A 16498-nucleotide genomic window follows, 5' to 3' on the forward strand; every position below is an offset into this window, starting at 1 on the left:
CCGCCGGTTCTCGTCTTCGCTCGAACCGGCGATGGGGCAGAGGCTGGATTCCGGCTCTCGACGGCCGGAATGACAACGTATGGTGTCAGGCCACAGCGCGCCCATCGCGAGCGGTGGGGTACCCCGCTCGAGTGTGTCACCCCAGCGAAAGCTGGGGTCCAGTCCAGTGCCTATGTTCTGGATTCCGGCACTCGGCGGCCGGAATGACAACGTGTGGTGTCAGGCCACAGGAGCCGCAGGGCAGAACCGCTTCTGGTTCTGCCGATAGCGCCATGGTGAGGTGATTCCACCGAAGGCCGAGACGATGTGACAATCCTTTCCGTCGCGTCGAGCGCAGTCCAGACGCGGGCTGTCGGCCTACCGGTTTGCTGCTTGGTTCTCGTCTTCGCTCGAACTGACGTCGAGACAGCCCCTTTGTTGTCGTCGCGTCGAGCGCAGACGAGACGCAAATCTTTGGTCCGCCGGTTCTCGTCTTCGCTCGAACCGGCGATGGGGCAGAGGCTGGATTCCGGCTCTCGACGGCCGGAATGACAACGTATGGTGTCAGGCCACAGCGCGCCCATCGCGAGCGGTGGGGTACCCCGCCCCTTGGGGTGGGTTTAAGTGTTCGCACTTCTGAGATGAACAAAACGCGCCCCTTTGCGGCATGGCCGGGGCGCGTTGTTATGCGCGGCAGGGACTGGAATAATCAGATATCGATATCAACCTGCATCGTAAATGTCGAAGCCAGGTCGCTGTTATTGAATAGATCGTAGGCGCCGATCACAGCGACATTCGGTGCGAATTTCCATGAGGCGCCCACGTTAAATGTACCATAGGCACTGTTTGTCCCCATGTACTCGCAGCAGACCCAGAGCTTGTCGGATAGTTCAGTCATGGTCCGCTCCCACGCGGCCAGCAAGCCGGAGTTGTCCTTCTCGCCGTTTTGGTCAAGCAGGAGCTTGTCATTGCCGGAGAAATAGCCGACCGAGAACCGTCCCAGGGAGGTCCCGTTCGCAGTGAAGCTCTTGGCAACCTTGGCATAGAAAACGTTGTAGTCGGTCATGTCCGACTTGGTGCCGACATCGTACACGCCGACCGCGAGCGCGGGGGAGATGTTGCCGAAAGCGTTTTCAGGAATGCCGACTTTAGCGTTGCCATAGAGCGGGTAAGCATCGAGCAGACCAAGCCCGGACTTGTGGTCGAACCCGATCTCCATGTTGAATTTCGTGAACGGCAGTATGCCCATGGTCAAGCCGATGTTGGTTACGGCCGGAAGAGTGTTGCCGAAAGCGTCGTGCTCTGCAGGCAGATACATATCGCACGTGACATGGACGAGCTTATACGGTTGAACATCGGTCGAGGGGGCCCATATATGGGTCGAAGCAGTTGCGAATGCAGAGCTGTATCCCACAAGAGTCAAGAGAATTAGTGACAGAATTGTTGTGAGTTTCGTCTTCATGGTCACACTCCTTCGTAGGCAGTTTCGCCGTGCAGTGAGGCATCGAGGCCGCGCTCTTCTTCGCCTTCAGTAGTGCGGACGCGGGTGATTTTGTTGATGATGAACAGCATGATATAAGTGAATCCGAAGGCATAGATGGACGACCCGATGACCGTCAACAACTGGATCATGAAGAAGCTTCCATTGCCATTGAAGAGGCCGTCGGCTCCGGCCGGATTCACCGCCTTGCTGGCCATGAGGCCGAGCAGAATGACCCCAAGCGCTCCGCCGACTCCGTGCACGCCCCAGACATCGAGGGCATCGTCCCATTTCAAGCGATTCTTGAGGTTGACGGCGAAGTAGCAGACCACACCGGCGAGAATGCCAATGATGGCAGCGCTCGTTGGCGTCACATATCCTGCGCATGGTGTAATGGTGGCCAAACCGGCGACCGCGCCTGTCAGAAGACCGAGGAATTTGGGTTTCTTTTCGAAGATCCACGCCAGCAGCATCCAGACCGGGCCGGCAAACGAAGCGGCGATATCGGTATTGAGAAACGCCACACCCGTGACGGCGTCCACAGCCAACTCGCTGCCGGCGTTGAAACCGTACCAGCCGAACCAAAGCAGGCCGGTGCCGAGGGCAACCAGCGGGATACTGTGAGGGACACTATCGCCCACGCGCCGTCGTCCCACATACAACACAGAGGCCAGCGCCGCCATCCCGGCGATATTGTGCACGACAATGCCGCCGGCAAAATCCAGCACGCCGAGCTTGGCTAGGAGTCCTCCGCCCCAAACCATGTGGACGAACGGGAAATAGACGAGTGTGAGCCAGCCAACCAGGAACATCAAATATGCGCCGAACCGGACACGATTCGAGAATGCGCCGGTGATCAACGCAGGTGTTATGATGGCAAACATCATTTGGTACGCCATAAAGACAAATTCGGGGATATTGCCGGATCCGAACGGGGACGGCGTGTTGAGGGTTACGCCGATCATAAAGGCTTTGTCGAGATTGCCTATTATAACACCATCGCCGCCGCTGAAGCACAACGAGTATCCGTAGGCCCACCAGATGATTGTGGTGACCCCCATCGAGACGAAGCTCTGGATCATGATCGTCAGCACGTTCTTGCGGCCGACCAGGCCGCCATAAAAGAACGCCAGCCCGGGCGTCATCAGCATGACCAGGCTGGTTGCTACGAGCATGAAGCCGGTATTGCCGGTATCAAACATCTTCAACCTCCGGTTTGAGATTGCCTGTAAAATCACCAGTTAGTTTGTGAAAAATGTAACAAAGTGCTTAAGGTGTGACAATCGGGGAAACCCCTACGTTGGGGCGCCAAATGCCTTAGCTGAAATGCTCGGGCGGATAGTGTCAGAGGGATGAAGACTGGGAACTGGACGGTTTGGACGCGGTGTCAACTACTCCAAAGGGGTGAGGCCTTCACGGATCGCGTATTTGGTCAGTTCGGCAACACTGTGGATGTCGAGCTTATCCATGATCTGCTTACGGTGAGACTCGATTGTCTTGATGCTCACGTCAAGCTGTGCGGCGATTTCCTTGGTGCTTCGACCCTCGGCGAGCAACTGCAGCACCTCGCGCTCGCGCGGACTTAAGACAGTATATGCGGAGGCGGGGCGTTCCCGGCTCAGCTCGATGTAGTCCTCGATGACCACATCGGCTATAGTGCGCGAGAGATATCGTTGATTGCGTGCGACCGTACGGATGGCTGCCAGAAGCTCATCGATGGCGCTGTCTTTGAGGACATACCCCATCGCGCCGGCGCGGAGCGATTCCGCCACAAACCGCTGATCTGCGTGCATGGACAGAATAATGATCTTAATGCCGGCGTTCTCAGCGAGAATTTTCCGTGTCGCCTCGATTCCGTTCAACTCCGGCATCGAGATGTCCATAAGCAAAATGTCCGGACGAATCTCGCGGGTTTTGACAACCGCGTCCGGTCCATCGACAGCGTCGCCCACCACCTCCATGTCCGACTGTTGTATCAGGAGCGTGCGCAGACCATCGCGGAACAACCGGTGGTCATCCGCCAGCAGTATTTTCAGCTTCATGTGACTTTCCTTTTGAGCGATGCGGCACCATGAGCGAAACGGTCGTTCCTTCTCCCAAGACGGAACGGATGTTCGTTCGTCCCCCAAGATAATTAAGCCGCTCTTTGATGTTGAACAGGCCAAAGTGCTCGTCGGCGAAGGTACCGAAGTCGACCGCCGCCATGTCAAACCCGCAGCCATTGTCGGAGACTTCTATCTCGATCCGGTCCGGGTGGCCCTGAATGGTTATTGAGACTATCTCGGCGCGGGCATGTTTGACGGCATTGGTAAGCAGTTCCTGGACCGATTTGAACAGGGTGATCTCAATCTCGTCGTCCAAACGAACAATCGGCACCGACCGCTTGACATTGACCTGCAGTCCATGCCTTCGCTGGAATCGTTCGGCCAGCCACTCGACAGCCGCCTCCAGTCCCAGCTCATATAGGACGGGCGGACTGATCTCAAAGGTGAGATTGCGCGTGTAGTGAATGGTCTGATCGAGCAACGACATGATTTCATCGATCTTTTCTTCAAAGCCGCAGAAAATGGCGTTTCCTCTGAACTGAGAGATGTTCATCTTGATAAAAGATAGCGCCTGCCCGATGTGGTCGTGAAGATCGGCAGCTATGGCTCGTCGTTCCCGTGCCTCGGTCAGCGTGAGTTCCGACGTCAGTTGCCGAAGCTGTCTCTGATACGCGGCGATTTTCACCTCCGCTTTCTGGTATTCGCCAATCTGCCCCTGCAAAGCCAGGTTGGCCTGCCGAAGTTCTTCGGTTCGCGCCCCTACCAGGTCCTCAAGGTGGTTGTGAGCTTGACGCAACGCCTCATCCGCAAGCATATGCTGGAAATAGAACCGAAGCATTTCGGCAAGCGATTCAATCAGATCCCGTTCTTCCTTAAGAAATGGGCCTTCGTCGGCATCAGGCCGGGGTTCGCGGTAGAATACGTCAACGCTGCAGCGCTGCCCGTCGCGCACCACAAAATCGGCACGCTGGCGCCATCGTGATGCGTTAAATCCCGGAGTGGCCGCTTCAAGCGCCTGGAATCGAATCCGCGCGTCGGTAATCTCAGGGTATTGCCAGGCCGGGGGTATCAGCGTAACAATCTCGCTCATGACCTGCAATGGCGGCTTGCTTTCGTCCTGTAGAATGCGGGCAGTGGCGTGAAGGGCGGTCAATTCCTTGACACGCTCGCGCAAACGGTGCAGAATATCATTCGTCATCGCTATGACTAAGATAGTCCGAAGTCGGCACTGTAGTAAGATGCGTCGGTTCGCTATGTTTAGGAACCAACCGATAGGCGAACGGTATAACATGGAGTTATAGGAAGGTATTTGGCCGGGAGACGCTCGTATGAAAATGAAGGGAATTGTGGTGAACAACAGGATGTTCAGGTTGCTGGTGCAGCTTTCCACTTTACTGCTGATGACATCGGCAGCTACCGCCTTTGGTGCCGACGTGGAGACGACATCGAAGTGGGCCACAGACGCGATGGTTGTCGACGGTCACCGGTCGGATTGGCCGGCCGGGGCGATCGGATTTCTGAAGGAGCCTGAAGCGAGTGTCGGCCTCTGCAATGATTCGCAGAATCTGTATGTCGTGTTGACGTTTCGCAATCCGCAATGGGCCATCGCAATTCGGCGTGGCGGGCTCACGCTTTGGCTGGACAACAAGGGGAAAAAGAAAAAGGAGTTCATGCTTAAGTTCACGGGTGGCCCCGGCCCCGGTGAAATGCAGGCGCTGGTCAGTGACTCCTCTCGCCGGGATCGGGAACGGCCAATGCCAGGGATGGGTATGGAGGAAGGGCCGGGAGGCAGACGAGCGGCCGAGACGACCTTGGTCTGTTTCCAGAAGGATCGAATAGCGGAAAAGCAGATTCCGCTTGATGGGAGAGAAGGGCCGAGCGCTGCGTTCGGCGAGGAAGAGGGTTTTTTCGTCTATGAGTTCAGTGTGCCGCTCCGGGAGACTGCCGTTCTCAACTATGGACTCGGGGCAAAACCGGACGAGCCGGTAAGTGTCGGATTTCTGTGGGGAGGGCTCGACAGAGACAAAATGGACCGACCTAAAGGGGGATTTGAGATCGGCGGGATGGGGGACGGTATGGGGGGTGGCATGCCGGGAGGCGGTGGGCCGGGTGGTCAAGGGGGACCGCGTGAGGGCGGCAGGATGGGCAAGGGCATGCCCAAGAAACAGGAAGTATGGCTGAAGGCTCGGCTGGCTGCAGTCGGCTCCGAATCGAAATGATCATGCAGTGAAAGTACGCCTGAAGCTGCTGGTGAGTCAGCGCAGGCCGTCTAAATAGATTGCCTTGCGGTGAGCAAGTGCGAGCTATGAATCCGCAAAAACCGTCCTCATTTTTGGTTGCCGCTCCACCGATATTACCTTATGTACGGCGTATAAAGTAGATACAGGCTCTCTATATATCACTAGGAGGAGATATGAAACGGACATCATTCATTATTGCACTGTCAGCATTGCTGGTATTGGCGATCCTTCTCATAGGTTGCGGCAAGGATAGTCAGGAGGGTTCAAAGGAAGGGGACGCTGACACGCTGCAGGCAACTGCGCAAAGGCAGGCCGACGAATCGGGCAAGGAGGTTGCCCAGGCGAACGAAGAAGAGACCAAATCACAATCGAACACGCCTCCTCCGGCTCCCAAGCCGAAGCCGGTGGTGATCACAATTCCAGAGAGTACGCAAGTGCAAATAGCGCTCGCAGATACCGTGCAGACCAATGAAAACGTGGTTGGCGACCAGTTCACGGGCACGGTGGCCAAGGCTGTCACCATGGACGGACGAGTACTTATTCCTGAAGGCGCGCAAGCAAGCCTGGTGATCACCAAGCTGGTGAAGGGGGGAACGATGAAAACATCGCCGGAGATGGAGTTCACGGTTAAAGAAGTGGTGCTGGCGGACGGGCAGAGCCATCCGGTGGTAACCGATGCGTTTTACGAGAAGGGGCGTAGCCACACGGCGCGTGAGGTTGGAATGATTGGTGGCGGTGCGGCCGCAGGTGCGGTGATCGGCGCTATTGCTGGAGACAAAAAGGGCGCGGTGATCGGTGCGGCTGTGGGTGCTGCTGCAGGGACAGGCGCGGCTGCTGCAACCGGCCGCCAGAATCTCAAATATGTTCCCGGACAAACGGTGACGTTCACGACTCAGCAGCCGGTTCGAGTGACGCTGCCACCATCCAAGTAACAACAGAATCGGCACGATATTCGAGGCAGGACCATCACGCGGTCCTGCCTTTTAGTTTCATCGCCATGACGATCGATTTGCGCTTGTACGGGAGGGGGCCGATGACCGAAGGGTCAGCGTGCTGGAATCCCAGGCTCATGTACAAATGATTGGCAGCCGGCAGAAGATCACTAGTAGCGAGCACGATTGACTCGGCGCCCAAAGCGCGGGCTTTGTCGATCGCTGCCTGCGCCAGCATTCGCCCGATCCCCCGACCGCGCTGGTCCGGCAGAACCGCCATCTTGGCTAATTCATACTTCATGTCCGTGTGCTTCAGTAGCGCGCAGGTCCCCACGACGTCATCGTCCATCAAGGCGAAGAAGATGTGACCGTGCTGTTTGATTATCCGGGTGTACGGGTCGTTGAGCACGATCCGGTCGAACGGCTCCACCGTGAAGTATTTCTCCAGCCAGTCATAGTTGAGCTCGCGGAACTGCCGGGCGTACTTGTTGTGAAATTCGACGATCCGTACTTCTGTATCCGGTCGATTTGAGCTGGTCATAGATCTGATTCCCTAAACGGTGACAACTGAAATGAAATGATATATTGCCCGAGACGCAAGGGGTCGGCTGTGCGATACACGGACCGGGCATTAACTTGCCACCGCATGTCGAGCACTCTATATTGCTTGGTAATAGATTGACTTGACGGAGGACATGATGCCGAAAGCCAGACGTCCCACCAGCGGGGTGGCGCGCGAACTACGCTACGACGAGATCGATTACCATGTCAGTTATAGACCGCCGAATGCGAAATCATCGAATGATGTCCCCCCGTGTGATGAGATACTGGGTCAGGGGCGGGCGCTCAATGCCATCAAGCTGGGGCTCAATGTCCGCACCAAGGGTTACAATATTTTTGTGACCGGCATGGGCGGGACCGGCCGCACGACCACCATCAAACACCTGCTCGAACAGCTCGATCACCAGAAGCCGGAGTTGTTCGACGTGTGCTATGTGAACAACTTCAAGAACGACGATAACCCGCGGGCGCTGGTTTTCGGTGCGGGCGAGGGAAGACGGTTCAAGAAGGACATGGAATACCTGATCAGTTCGATCAGGAAGGTCGTTCCCAAGATTTTTCTCTCCGAGGAGTACAAGGATCGCAGTAATCGTTTGATGCGCGAGTACGACACGCGCCAGAAGGAACTGATCTCCGAGTTCGAGGAGAAACTGAACACGGCCGGGTTCGTCATGGTGCAGATCCAGGCCGGTTTGGGTGTCCGCAACGAAATTCAGCCGCTGGTCGATGGCGAGCCGGCCTCAATGGAGAAACTTGAACACCTCTCCAAACAAGGGAAGTTCGCAGCCACCCAGCTCGATGAACTCCGGCGTAAATGGGACAGTCTCCGCCGGGATTTCGACGTCACGACGATAGAATCCAAAAAGCTGAGTGGCAAGCTGGAAGAAGCGATCGACAAACTGAATTATTCGATGGTGGCGCCGCTCGTGGCCGATAAAGTGAATTTGCTCAAAAAGCGGTATCCCGAAGAAAAAGTGGTGCTGTATCTGGATGAGGTGCAGGAGGCGCTGACGGGGGACCTGGACCGATTTCGGGAGGCTCAGCCGAGACGGGGCGAGGAAGAAGCGCCCCCGTATCGGAAACGGGAACCGTTCGAGGAGTTTTCGGTCAATCTGCTGTTGGACAATACCGAGGCCGACAAGGTGCCGATCATCATCGAGAAATCTCCTTCTTACAAGAATCTGTTTGGTTCACTCGAACGTGTGGTGGACCGATTCGGGTACTGGCGCACCGATTTCACCCGCATTTTCGCCGGTTCGCTTCTCCGGGCATCGGGAGGTTTTCTGGTGATCAACGCGTTCGATCTACTCAGCGAGCCGGGTGTCTGGTGGCCGCTCAAACGGTCACTGCGCAACGGCGAGCTCGAGATCACCGGCTATGACCCGTTCTACATGATGGCCGGGTCCGGGATCAAGCCGGAACCGATACCGCTGAATGTCAAAGTGGTGCTAATCGGCGAGCCGTATCTATATAACATGCTCTGGCGGCTGGACGAGGATTTCAAGAAAATATTCAAGATCAAGGCCGAGTTCGACAGTGTCATGCCGCTCTCCGACGAGAACCTCAAGGACTATTACTGTTTCATACGCCGTATCGCCGATCAGGATCAACTGCCGCCGTTCGACCTGAGCGGCATGCAGGCGGTGGCGGAATACGGCCGCCGTCTGGCGGGACATCGCGACAAACTGAGCGTCCGTTTTACGGCCATCGCCGACATGGTGCGCGAGGCGGCGTTCTGCGCGACGGAGCGGCAGGGGGACATGGTCACGCGCGCGGATGTGCGCACGGCCATCATCCGGAAACGCCAGCGGGTGAACCTCGTGGAAGACAAAATACAGGAGATGTACGACAAGGAGATGCTCCTGGTCTCCACCACCGGTTCGGCGGTAGGGCAGATCAACGGACTGTCGGTATACGATGTGGGTGAGTATGCGTTTGGCCGGCCAAGCCGTATCACCGTGAACACGTCGCTGGGGAAAGCGGGCGTGATCAATATCGAGCGTGAGGCGGACCTGTCCGGCCCGATCCATGACAAAGGTGTCCTCGTCCTGAGCGGGTTCCTTCGCGAGATGTTCTCCCAGGACAAGCCGCTGACTATGTCGGCATCGATCTCGTTCGAGCAATCGTATAGTGGTGTTGACGGCGACTCGGCGTCGTCGACCGAGATCTACGGCATTTTATCGTCGTTGACCGGTCTGCCTATCAAGCAGGGGATCGCGGTCACCGGCTCCGTGAATCAGAAAGGCGAGATCCAGCCGATCGGCGGCGTCAACGAGAAGATAGAGGGCTTTTTCGATGTCTGCTCGTCGCGCGGCTTGACCGGCGACCAGGGTGTGATCATTCCGCATCAAAACGTGCAGGACCTGATGCTTCGGCCGGATGTCATGGATGCTGTCAAAGCCGGGAGATTTCATATTTATCCGGTGAAGAGTATCAGCGAGGGGATTGGCCTGCTTACCGGCACCCCCGGGGGCGAGCGGATGCCGAAGGGGAAGTTCACGCCCAAATCGGTGTTCGCGCTGGCGGATCATAAACTTCGCGAAATGGCGCTCACCTTCGAGCGGTTCGGGCGCGAAGCACACAACAACAACGACAAGAAGAACTCCAGGCGTGTCAGACCAAGACGCCCGATCGCCCGCAAGAAGAGGTCACGAAAAGGGTAGCAGGTGCACTCGCTCAGCGTTCCGTTCGATACGAACGGGTTGTTCATGGTGAGCGAAATCGCCGATACCGTTTTTTTACTTGACAGTGTTGTGCATGATGGTATGATGGGCATGAACACTTTGTCTTAGGAGGTTGTTCAATGCGCAAAGCTAAGAAAGCAACAAGAAAGGCGGCTCGTGGGGCAAGACGGTTGCGCTGCGCGGCCAAAACGAAGAACGGGAAGCAGTGCAAGCGCTTCACCGACGGCCGGGCCAGGCTGTGCTCCGTGCATAAGAAATAGCTGCCCGACCAACGAACACACGTGGCGGCCGGTTTTCACCGGCCGTTTTTTTGTGACGTGACTAACAGGTGCGATCCTGCTGAGGAGCCGTCCGATGGTTCACTGCCTGTAACGGACAATCCACACCTTTAGGTGTGGCACAAGCCGGCCGTTCTTGTTGTAAGAGACGATGTGCGTGTCTCAGCTCAGAAATCCGCACCAAGCGAGAAATAGTAGGTCGGTTTATCCGAGACGCGATAGAAGTCGGTCGACCAGGCCAGATCATAGCGCAACAGGACAAATCCGAACAAGTTGGCCCGCATGCCGAAGCCGAATCCGGTCTTGATATCCTGAAGTCTGTTTCCGCCCTCGCTGGTACCGCCTTTGAAATGATTGCCGGTCCAGGCAGCGCCGATATCGGTGAAGATGGCGCCGTTGACGTTGCTTATGACTATCGGCAGCGGGAACCGCATGGCCAGAATTTGGATCATAGGAAATCGGAACTCGGCGTTTATCAAACCGAACCGGTCACCGGAAAGACCGTAGAAATCCTGTCCGCGAAGCGGTGTGACCACGTCGGCGAAATATAAGTTCTCGACATCGTATACTTTGGCTTCCAGAGTGCGTCTGCCGATCCAGTTGGTGGTCCCGCCGAGGAAGTACATCTTAGGCGTCTTGCCGAATGACGCGCCGCCGGCGAGCCTGATAGCCGTTGAGAAATTCTTGCCGAGGTGCCAGTACTTCCGCCAATCAATCTCAGTGGAATAGAACTCGATATCGTTGGCATCGAAAAGATTGACGCCGCCGGAGAAAGTTACCTTGGCGCGGCGGCCGTTGATCGGTCCGGTGTATCCCCAGAGGATATTGTCCGTGACGTACGAGATCGCAAAGGTGGTCACTTTGGAGCTGCGATCCGAACGAGGGTCATCGAAATCATAATACTTCCGGTCGATGAAGTACTGTGCGCCGATCAACTCGATGCGGCTGAACATCGATTTGGGGCGACTGACGAAGAACTGCAGGCCGTAGAAGCGGTCCGAGAACAGGTGGTCGTAGCTGTCCAGATAATAGTTCTTGGTGTGGAATATCCCGCCGCCGAAATTGGTGCGCCGCGTGTTATTGAAATAGTATGCCTGGACGTTTGACTGATCGATCGTGTTGACCAGATCGGTGGCCAGATAGATCTGGTGGTTCCCAAGGTAATCAGAGAACACGAAGTAGGACTGTCCGCGAAGCCCGAAGAACGTGTTGTAGGAAAAGCCGCCCCCCACGTAATCAGGCGTAAACTTCACCTTGTACTTCTTGATCTCATACTCGCCGCTTGGTAATGCACCGGGGATGGAATCAAAAGAAGGTGGCTCGGTCATGGGACCTTTGGCGATATTGGTGTCGGAGGTGATGTCCTGCATCAGGGAATCAAGCGGGTCCTTCTTACGCGCCTTGCTGACGTACACATATTCGTCGCCATAGATGCCGGTCTTGCCCGACAGTGAGTCGGTCCGGGCAGCGGTGGTCGAATCGGCAGTCGCTTTGGTTGTGGCCGTATCACTCTTACTCGTATCAGTGACAGCGAGAAGAGTGGAATCACTCGGTGGCGTAATTGATGCCGACGTATCAGGCGGGACTGGCGCGATCGCCGGGGGCTGCGTCTTGACAACGCTGTCGGTGACAGCCACCGGCGGGCCGGCAAGTCCTTTCGGGAAATTGTACTTGCCGAGGACGAAGTCCGTTGACTTGAGGACGCCGTTATCGCCGACCGGCATCAGGTCTTTGAGGACAAATATGTCAAACGCTCCCTGGTAAAATGCGGACAACGCGATCTTCTGGCCGTCGGGAGACCAGGACATCGAGCGCGCGCCGGTCAGCAGGTCGGTCACGGCAAAGTATCTGGAGGAATCAAGATAGGCGACATACACGTTATCGGTCCCGTTGCGGTTGGAGATGAAGGCAACCTTCTTCCCGTCAGGTGACAGCATCGGCATCCGATTTGTACCCGGGCCGACTTCCATCGCAGAAATGCGCGAGGATGCGATATCGATGGAGAACAGGTTGTAATCGCCGTAGGCGAAATCACCGGGCCGGAATCCTTTGGCCGCATCGAACGGTTGACCGAGGTGGTCAAGCCCAGGTACGCCGTCGTGCGGACGGTCGGACGCAAACACCAGTGCGCTCGAATTGGGCATCCAACTCGGATCCAAATCATCGAACCGGTCATCGGTCAACTTCCGGATCTGGTCGGTGGCGAGGTCGAAAATATACAGGTCACGCTTGTAGCCGTCGAGCGCGCTGAACGCGATCTTGGTACTGTCCGGTGACCAGGCGGGGGAATGCACGTTATAGAAGTTCAGCTTCTTCCGTCGATAGATATGCTTGTTGTTAATGTCGAGCAGCATGATGGCGTCGCGGCCACCCGACTTGGCCACAAACGCGATGCTGCGGCCATCGGGCGAGAACGACATGCCGGAAACATAGCTGTGCAGCGATTCCAGATCGCCCGACCTTTCCCCCTTGACCAGCCGGTCCAGCACTTTGCCGTCGAGGGCGGAGAGAAGGACAATCTCGGTGTAATCTGACTTGTCGGTGAAAATGGCGATCTTGTCGCCGTCCGGCGAATAGACCGGCTGCTCGTTGAAATAGGAGCCATCCTTCCGGGCGTGCGTGAGTTGTTTGCCGATCTCATCGGCTTCCTTGCGCTGGGCAATCTCCGGCCAGTAGCGCCGTTTCATTTCCTTGGCAAACGCTTCCCACAATTCCTCCTCATCTACGCCTATGGCCGCCTTGAGGGTACGGCCCATGGTGAGGTGGATCTTCCCCTTCTGTAAAATCTCTCCCAGCTTCTCTTCGCCGTACTTATCGGCGATGAATTTGATCATCGCCTGTCCCTGCTTGTAGGCAAGGAACCCACCGAGATACTGAGGCGGCGTGAGGTAGCCGTTGACGGTGGCGTCGCGGACGAACATATCGGAGAAATAATCCCACCCGTGGCGGGACGAGTATTCCGCATACCCTTCCGCGTACCAGAGCGGGAGATTGAACAGCCGCCGCTGTGACAAAAGCGAGCCGAACATGTTGCCGTAGAGCATATCGTACACGACGGCGTGGGTGAGTTCGTGATGCAGCACGTGGCGGAAATCTTCGTACGAGCCGGTGAACGGAATGACGATCCGGCTCTTGAACACCTCGGTGAAACCGCCGACCCCTTCGGGGATGAGGTCGGGGATGATATTGGTCTGCTGAAAGTCGTTATGCGAGTTATAGATGAACACCGGCACGCGGCGCTGGATCTTGTAATTGAGCTCTCGGGAAATATCGACATAGGCCGACTCCATGACGGTCATGGCGAATTTGGCCGTCGGGTAGGCGTTCTCGTAGAAATAGATGTCGAAATGGCGTGACTGAATATAGCTCCAGTCGAAGTTCTTGTACTGGACTTTGTTTTTGCCGAACTGAACTTCCTGCGCCGATCCGGCTGCGGCCACAAGCAGGAGAAAGAGCCCCAGCCAGCGAGCGATCTGTTTTGTCATGTCTGTCACCTTTCCAACCAATGACGCTCGACCGGAGGCGGAAATTCAATATGATCTCTGCCTGGTCCGGCCGCCGCGTGAACCAATGGTCCTCGGCTACACAGCGGAAGTCTTCTCTCTTGTTATATCGGCACCAAGGGATGAAAGCCGTTCTTCGAGCCGATAGTACCCGCGGTCGACATGGTAGACGCGAAGAATCTCCGACCGTCCCCTGGCGGCCAGGCACGCCAGGACGATACCGGCCCCGGCGCGGATATCCGGTGCCATCACTTCGGCTCCACGCAACGACTCGACTCCATTCACAATCGCCTCGGAGGCGGACACGTTGATGTCGGCGCCCAGACGCCGCAGTTCCATCGTATGAGAGAACCTATCTACGAAAACAGTCTCCTTGATATGGGAGGTTCCCGTGGCGATACAGGCCGCGGCCATGATGCAGGCCTGAAGGTCGGTAGGGAAACCGGGATAGGGGAATGTCGTGACCGAAACCGGCTGGAGTTTCTTGGGGCCCTTAACGGTGATGCCGTTCCTGGCGGTTTTCACCTCGCAGCCGAGTTCGCGAAGCTTGTGGTTCACCATAGTGAGTTGGGTCGGATCAATACCGGTCATCTCCACTTGACCACCGGTCAAAGCGGCGCCGAAAGCATAGGTACCGGCGACGAGGCGGTCTCCAGACACAGTATGCTCGACCGCCTGCAGCCTCTTCACCGGCTCAATGGTGATCTCGGGCGTGCCGACACCATGGATCTTAGCTCCGGCTTTGTTGAGAAATTCCGCGACATCAATTATTTCCGGATCGCAGGCGGCGTTGATAATGACCGTCTTGTTCTTTGCGAACACGGCGCCATAGATGATGTTTTCGGTTCCGGTATGGGAGGGCCGGTCGAAGTATATCTGGCCTCCCGTCAAGGGCTTCCCTTCGGCAATAACGTAACCGGCTTCTTCGGATATCTTCGCCCCGAGGCTTGCGAACCCTTTAATATGAAAATCGACCGGTCTTGCTCCGAGAGAGCAGCCGCCCGGCAGCGAGACCTTGGCCTCGCCCATGCGAGCCAGGATCGGACCGAGCACCAGAAACGACGCCCGCATCTGCCGCATCAAATCATACGGCGCGGTGGTCTCGGTAAGTTTCTCGGCGTTGACGGTCATCACTTCGGCCTTGGCATCGTACGTGACTCTGGCACCAAGGAACTTGAGCATGTCGATGATGGTGTAAATGTCGCGGAGGGGCGGGATGTTGCGGACGACCGACTCTCCCTTTTGTATCAGCAGGGCCCCGGCGATGATCGGGAGGGCGGCGTTTTTCGAACCGTCAACCCGAACCTTCCCTTTCAGGACGGCCGGTCCCTGGATTACGAATTTGTCCATGCTAACCCTTTCTAACCTGTCTGGGCGATTCTGTTCCGTTTTTTGCATCGGCCAGTGGACAGAATCCAGCGCCTGCCAATTTCACGAGCCCTCTTCAAAAAGGGAAGCAAAAAACCGGTCAAGGGTGAGAAAGTGGAGGTTTAGGCTCGACTCATCGAATCACGTGGGAATATCAATCGGCTCGGCCAGAATCCCCAGGCTCTCGCGCGTGCGGATGAACAGGTCGATGGCGTCGTCGTGGCAGAAGTCCGGATCGGTCCAGGGCAGGCGAACATACTGCCCTCGCGAATAGACCAGGACCAGTTCGGCGAAAACACCATCGCGAATATAGATCCGGTGTCCGTACTCACGGTGACACCCCATCACCAGACTGCATGCGGTAAGAATGCAGGGGTCGACGTTGACCGTTCTGAAGGTGAAGTCATCAACGTGGTCCCCCAATTGCGACTCAATCCGGTGACAGGCGGCTTTGATATCAACCAAGTCCTCGCGAGGGACCGGTTTCTCAAATGAGAAGAACCGCCGCTGGAGCCGGCTCCCCATCTCCTCGGCGTACAGCTTGCCGTTGGAATGAGGTATATCGCTGGTTTCAAACTGGACCCGTCCAAACCGTTTTTCCAGCATGGTCAGGGCATCGCTCAAAGCATCAAGAGACGAGTGGGTAACGGAGATGACCAATCGTCCTGGTTCCGGTCGTTGTACTCGCGCCATGGTGCGATATTTGGCCTGCAGACGCCAAAAGGCAACAAAAACTTCGCATCGGACGAAAATTGCAGCGACCTGATCAGGTCGACACCGCGTGTTGTCTCATCCGAAACTCACCGCGAAGTATCGCATACAGGAAGCTGTCGTGCCAGCGGCCGCGCCGGCGATGACGGTGTCGTAAGAGGCCTTCGCACTGAAGTCCGCACCGCTCGACCATTCTTTGTGATGCGACATTTTCGACAAAGACGTGTGCGTATATTCGCTCAAGATGCAGTTCTCGGAAGCCGAAACGGATAACGGTTTTCATGGCCTCGGTCATCAGTCCTTGTCGCCAGTACGGTTGCCCAAGCCAACAGCCGAGCTCGGCGCTGCGATGAATCGTGTCGATCCGAAATATGGCCACTACACCGATAATGCGACGCGTTTCATTCAGTTCGATGCCAAAATGATACCCGCGCCGTAATCGTGCCCACGTCTGTGTCTGCCTGATAAATACCTCAGCATGCCGTCGATAATACGGGTGCGGCACGAAGGTGAAGCGAGAGATCGTGCCGTCTTTCAACAGGACTCTGAGATTTTCGGCGTCGGCTTTTTGGAGTTTTCTCAGGACAATGGAGCTCATGTCAAGAGTTGTGTAAATTTGATTTTCAAGCAGCGTGCTTTTCGATCTGATTGTTTTTCGTGTTCCTGTCCTCAATCCCGTCTGTGAACTTCACACCCTCCAGAACCTTCGCCACCAGT

The 16498-nt window shown here is 56.4% G+C and carries 13 protein-coding genes; 4 read left to right on the top strand and 9 right to left on the bottom strand.

From position 1 onward, the window contains the following. On the top strand, positions 1-207 hold a 207-nt coding region (locus AB1644_11725), incomplete at its 5' end, for a hypothetical protein (protein ID MEW6051711.1). 481 nt (positions 208-688) lie between these two features. Here AB1644_11725 and AB1644_11730 read toward each other — a convergent pair. From AB1644_11730 to AB1644_11745, 4 genes are all read right to left on the bottom strand, one after another. Next, positions 689-1441, bottom strand: a complete 753-nt coding sequence (locus AB1644_11730) for a hypothetical protein (GenBank protein MEW6051712.1) — start codon at positions 1439-1441, stop codon at positions 689-691. Positions 1442-1443: 2 nt separating this feature from the next. Further along, complete coding sequence (locus AB1644_11735) at positions 1444-2661, bottom strand: ammonium transporter (protein ID MEW6051713.1); 1218 nt, start codon at positions 2659-2661, stop codon at positions 1444-1446. Between the two features lie 189 nt (positions 2662-2850). Further along, positions 2851-3501 carry a response regulator transcription factor gene (locus tag AB1644_11740; protein ID MEW6051714.1) on the bottom strand — a complete coding sequence of 217 codons (651 nt, stop codon included), beginning with the start codon at positions 3499-3501 and terminating at the stop codon, positions 2851-2853. Next, the gene (locus AB1644_11745; GenBank protein ID MEW6051715.1) at positions 3473-4702 is read right to left on the bottom strand and encodes a sensor histidine kinase; all 1230 of its coding nucleotides are present in this window, start codon (positions 4700-4702) and stop codon (positions 3473-3475) included. Before AB1644_11745 ends, AB1644_11740 begins: the two co-directional genes overlap by 29 nt. A 130-nt stretch (positions 4703-4832) precedes the next feature. Here AB1644_11745 and AB1644_11750 point away from each other — a divergent pair, with 130 nt between their 5' ends. Continuing rightward, positions 4833-5723 (top strand): hypothetical protein, encoded by an 891-nt coding sequence (locus AB1644_11750; GenBank protein MEW6051716.1) that lies wholly within the window; start codon positions 4833-4835, stop codon positions 5721-5723. Between the two features lie 194 nt (positions 5724-5917). Continuing rightward, positions 5918-6676, top strand: coding sequence for a hypothetical protein (locus AB1644_11755; GenBank protein MEW6051717.1), 759 nt, complete (start codon positions 5918-5920; stop codon positions 6674-6676). 34 nt (positions 6677-6710) lie between these two features. Here AB1644_11755 and AB1644_11760 read toward each other — a convergent pair whose 3' ends face one another. After that, positions 6711-7217, bottom strand: coding sequence for a GNAT family N-acetyltransferase (locus AB1644_11760; GenBank protein ID MEW6051718.1), 507 nt, complete (start codon positions 7215-7217; stop codon positions 6711-6713). A 157-nt stretch (positions 7218-7374) separates the two neighbouring features. Between AB1644_11760 and AB1644_11765 the strand changes: the two genes are divergently transcribed. Continuing rightward, a complete protein-coding gene (locus AB1644_11765) occupies positions 7375-9900 on the top strand; it encodes an ATP-binding protein (protein MEW6051719.1) in 2526 nt (841 codons plus the stop codon). A 466-nt stretch (positions 9901-10366) separates the two neighbouring features. Here AB1644_11765 and AB1644_11770 read toward each other — a convergent pair whose 3' ends face one another. The 4 genes from AB1644_11770 to AB1644_11785 all read right to left on the bottom strand — a co-directional run bounded on the left by AB1644_11770 (position 10367) and on the right by AB1644_11785 (position 16379). Continuing rightward, positions 10367-13684 carry a hypothetical protein gene (locus AB1644_11770; GenBank protein MEW6051720.1) on the bottom strand — a complete coding sequence of 1106 codons (3318 nt, stop codon included), beginning with the start codon at positions 13682-13684 and terminating at the stop codon, positions 10367-10369. Between the two features lie 96 nt (positions 13685-13780). Next, positions 13781-15052 (bottom strand): UDP-N-acetylglucosamine 1-carboxyvinyltransferase, encoded by a 1272-nt coding sequence (gene murA, locus AB1644_11775; GenBank protein ID MEW6051721.1) that lies wholly within the window; start codon positions 15050-15052, stop codon positions 13781-13783. Positions 15053-15211: 159 nt separating this feature from the next. Beyond that, entirely contained in the window at positions 15212-15763 is a 552-nt protein-coding gene (locus AB1644_11780) for a DUF4416 family protein (GenBank protein MEW6051722.1), read from the bottom strand. Positions 15764-15836: 73 nt separating this feature from the next. Beyond that, positions 15837-16379, bottom strand: a complete 543-nt coding sequence (locus AB1644_11785; GenBank protein ID MEW6051723.1) for a GNAT family N-acetyltransferase — start codon at positions 16377-16379, stop codon at positions 15837-15839. Between the last annotated feature and the right edge of the window lie 119 nt (positions 16380-16498).

The sequence above is a fragment of the Candidatus Zixiibacteriota bacterium genome (genome assembly GCA_040753875.1).
GTDB lineage: Bacteria > Zixibacteria > MSB-5A5 > GN15 > FEB-12 > DATKJY01.

What these genes read in the sequence shown, in the direction of transcription:
- AB1644_11770 (MEW6051720.1), bottom strand. Translation starts at nt 13,684, where the DNA reads ATGACAAAACAGATCGCTCGCTGGCTGGGGCTCTTTCTCCTGCTTGTG.
- AB1644_11740 (MEW6051714.1), bottom strand. Translation starts at nt 3,501, where the DNA reads ATGAAGCTGAAAATACTGCTGGCGGATGACCACCGGTTGTTCCGCGAT.
- murA (MEW6051721.1), bottom strand. Translation starts at nt 15,052, where the DNA reads ATGGACAAATTCGTAATCCAGGGACCGGCCGTCCTGAAAGGGAAGGTT.
- AB1644_11750 (MEW6051716.1), top strand. Translation starts at nt 4,833, where the DNA reads ATGAAAATGAAGGGAATTGTGGTGAACAACAGGATGTTCAGGTTGCTG.
- AB1644_11785 (MEW6051723.1), bottom strand. Translation starts at nt 16,379, where the DNA reads ATGAGCTCCATTGTCCTGAGAAAACTCCAAAAAGCCGACGCCGAAAAT.
- AB1644_11780 (MEW6051722.1), bottom strand. Translation starts at nt 15,763, where the DNA reads ATGGCGCGAGTACAACGACCGGAACCAGGACGATTGGTCATCTCCGTT.
- AB1644_11735 (MEW6051713.1), bottom strand. Translation starts at nt 2,661, where the DNA reads ATGTTTGATACCGGCAATACCGGCTTCATGCTCGTAGCAACCAGCCTG.
- AB1644_11760 (MEW6051718.1), bottom strand. Translation starts at nt 7,217, where the DNA reads ATGACCAGCTCAAATCGACCGGATACAGAAGTACGGATCGTCGAATTT.
- AB1644_11755 (MEW6051717.1), top strand. Translation starts at nt 5,918, where the DNA reads ATGAAACGGACATCATTCATTATTGCACTGTCAGCATTGCTGGTATTG.
- AB1644_11765 (MEW6051719.1), top strand. Translation starts at nt 7,375, where the DNA reads ATGCCGAAAGCCAGACGTCCCACCAGCGGGGTGGCGCGCGAACTACGC.
- AB1644_11730 (MEW6051712.1), bottom strand. Translation starts at nt 1,441, where the DNA reads ATGAAGACGAAACTCACAACAATTCTGTCACTAATTCTCTTGACTCTT.
- AB1644_11745 (MEW6051715.1), bottom strand. Translation starts at nt 4,702, where the DNA reads ATGACGAATGATATTCTGCACCGTTTGCGCGAGCGTGTCAAGGAATTG.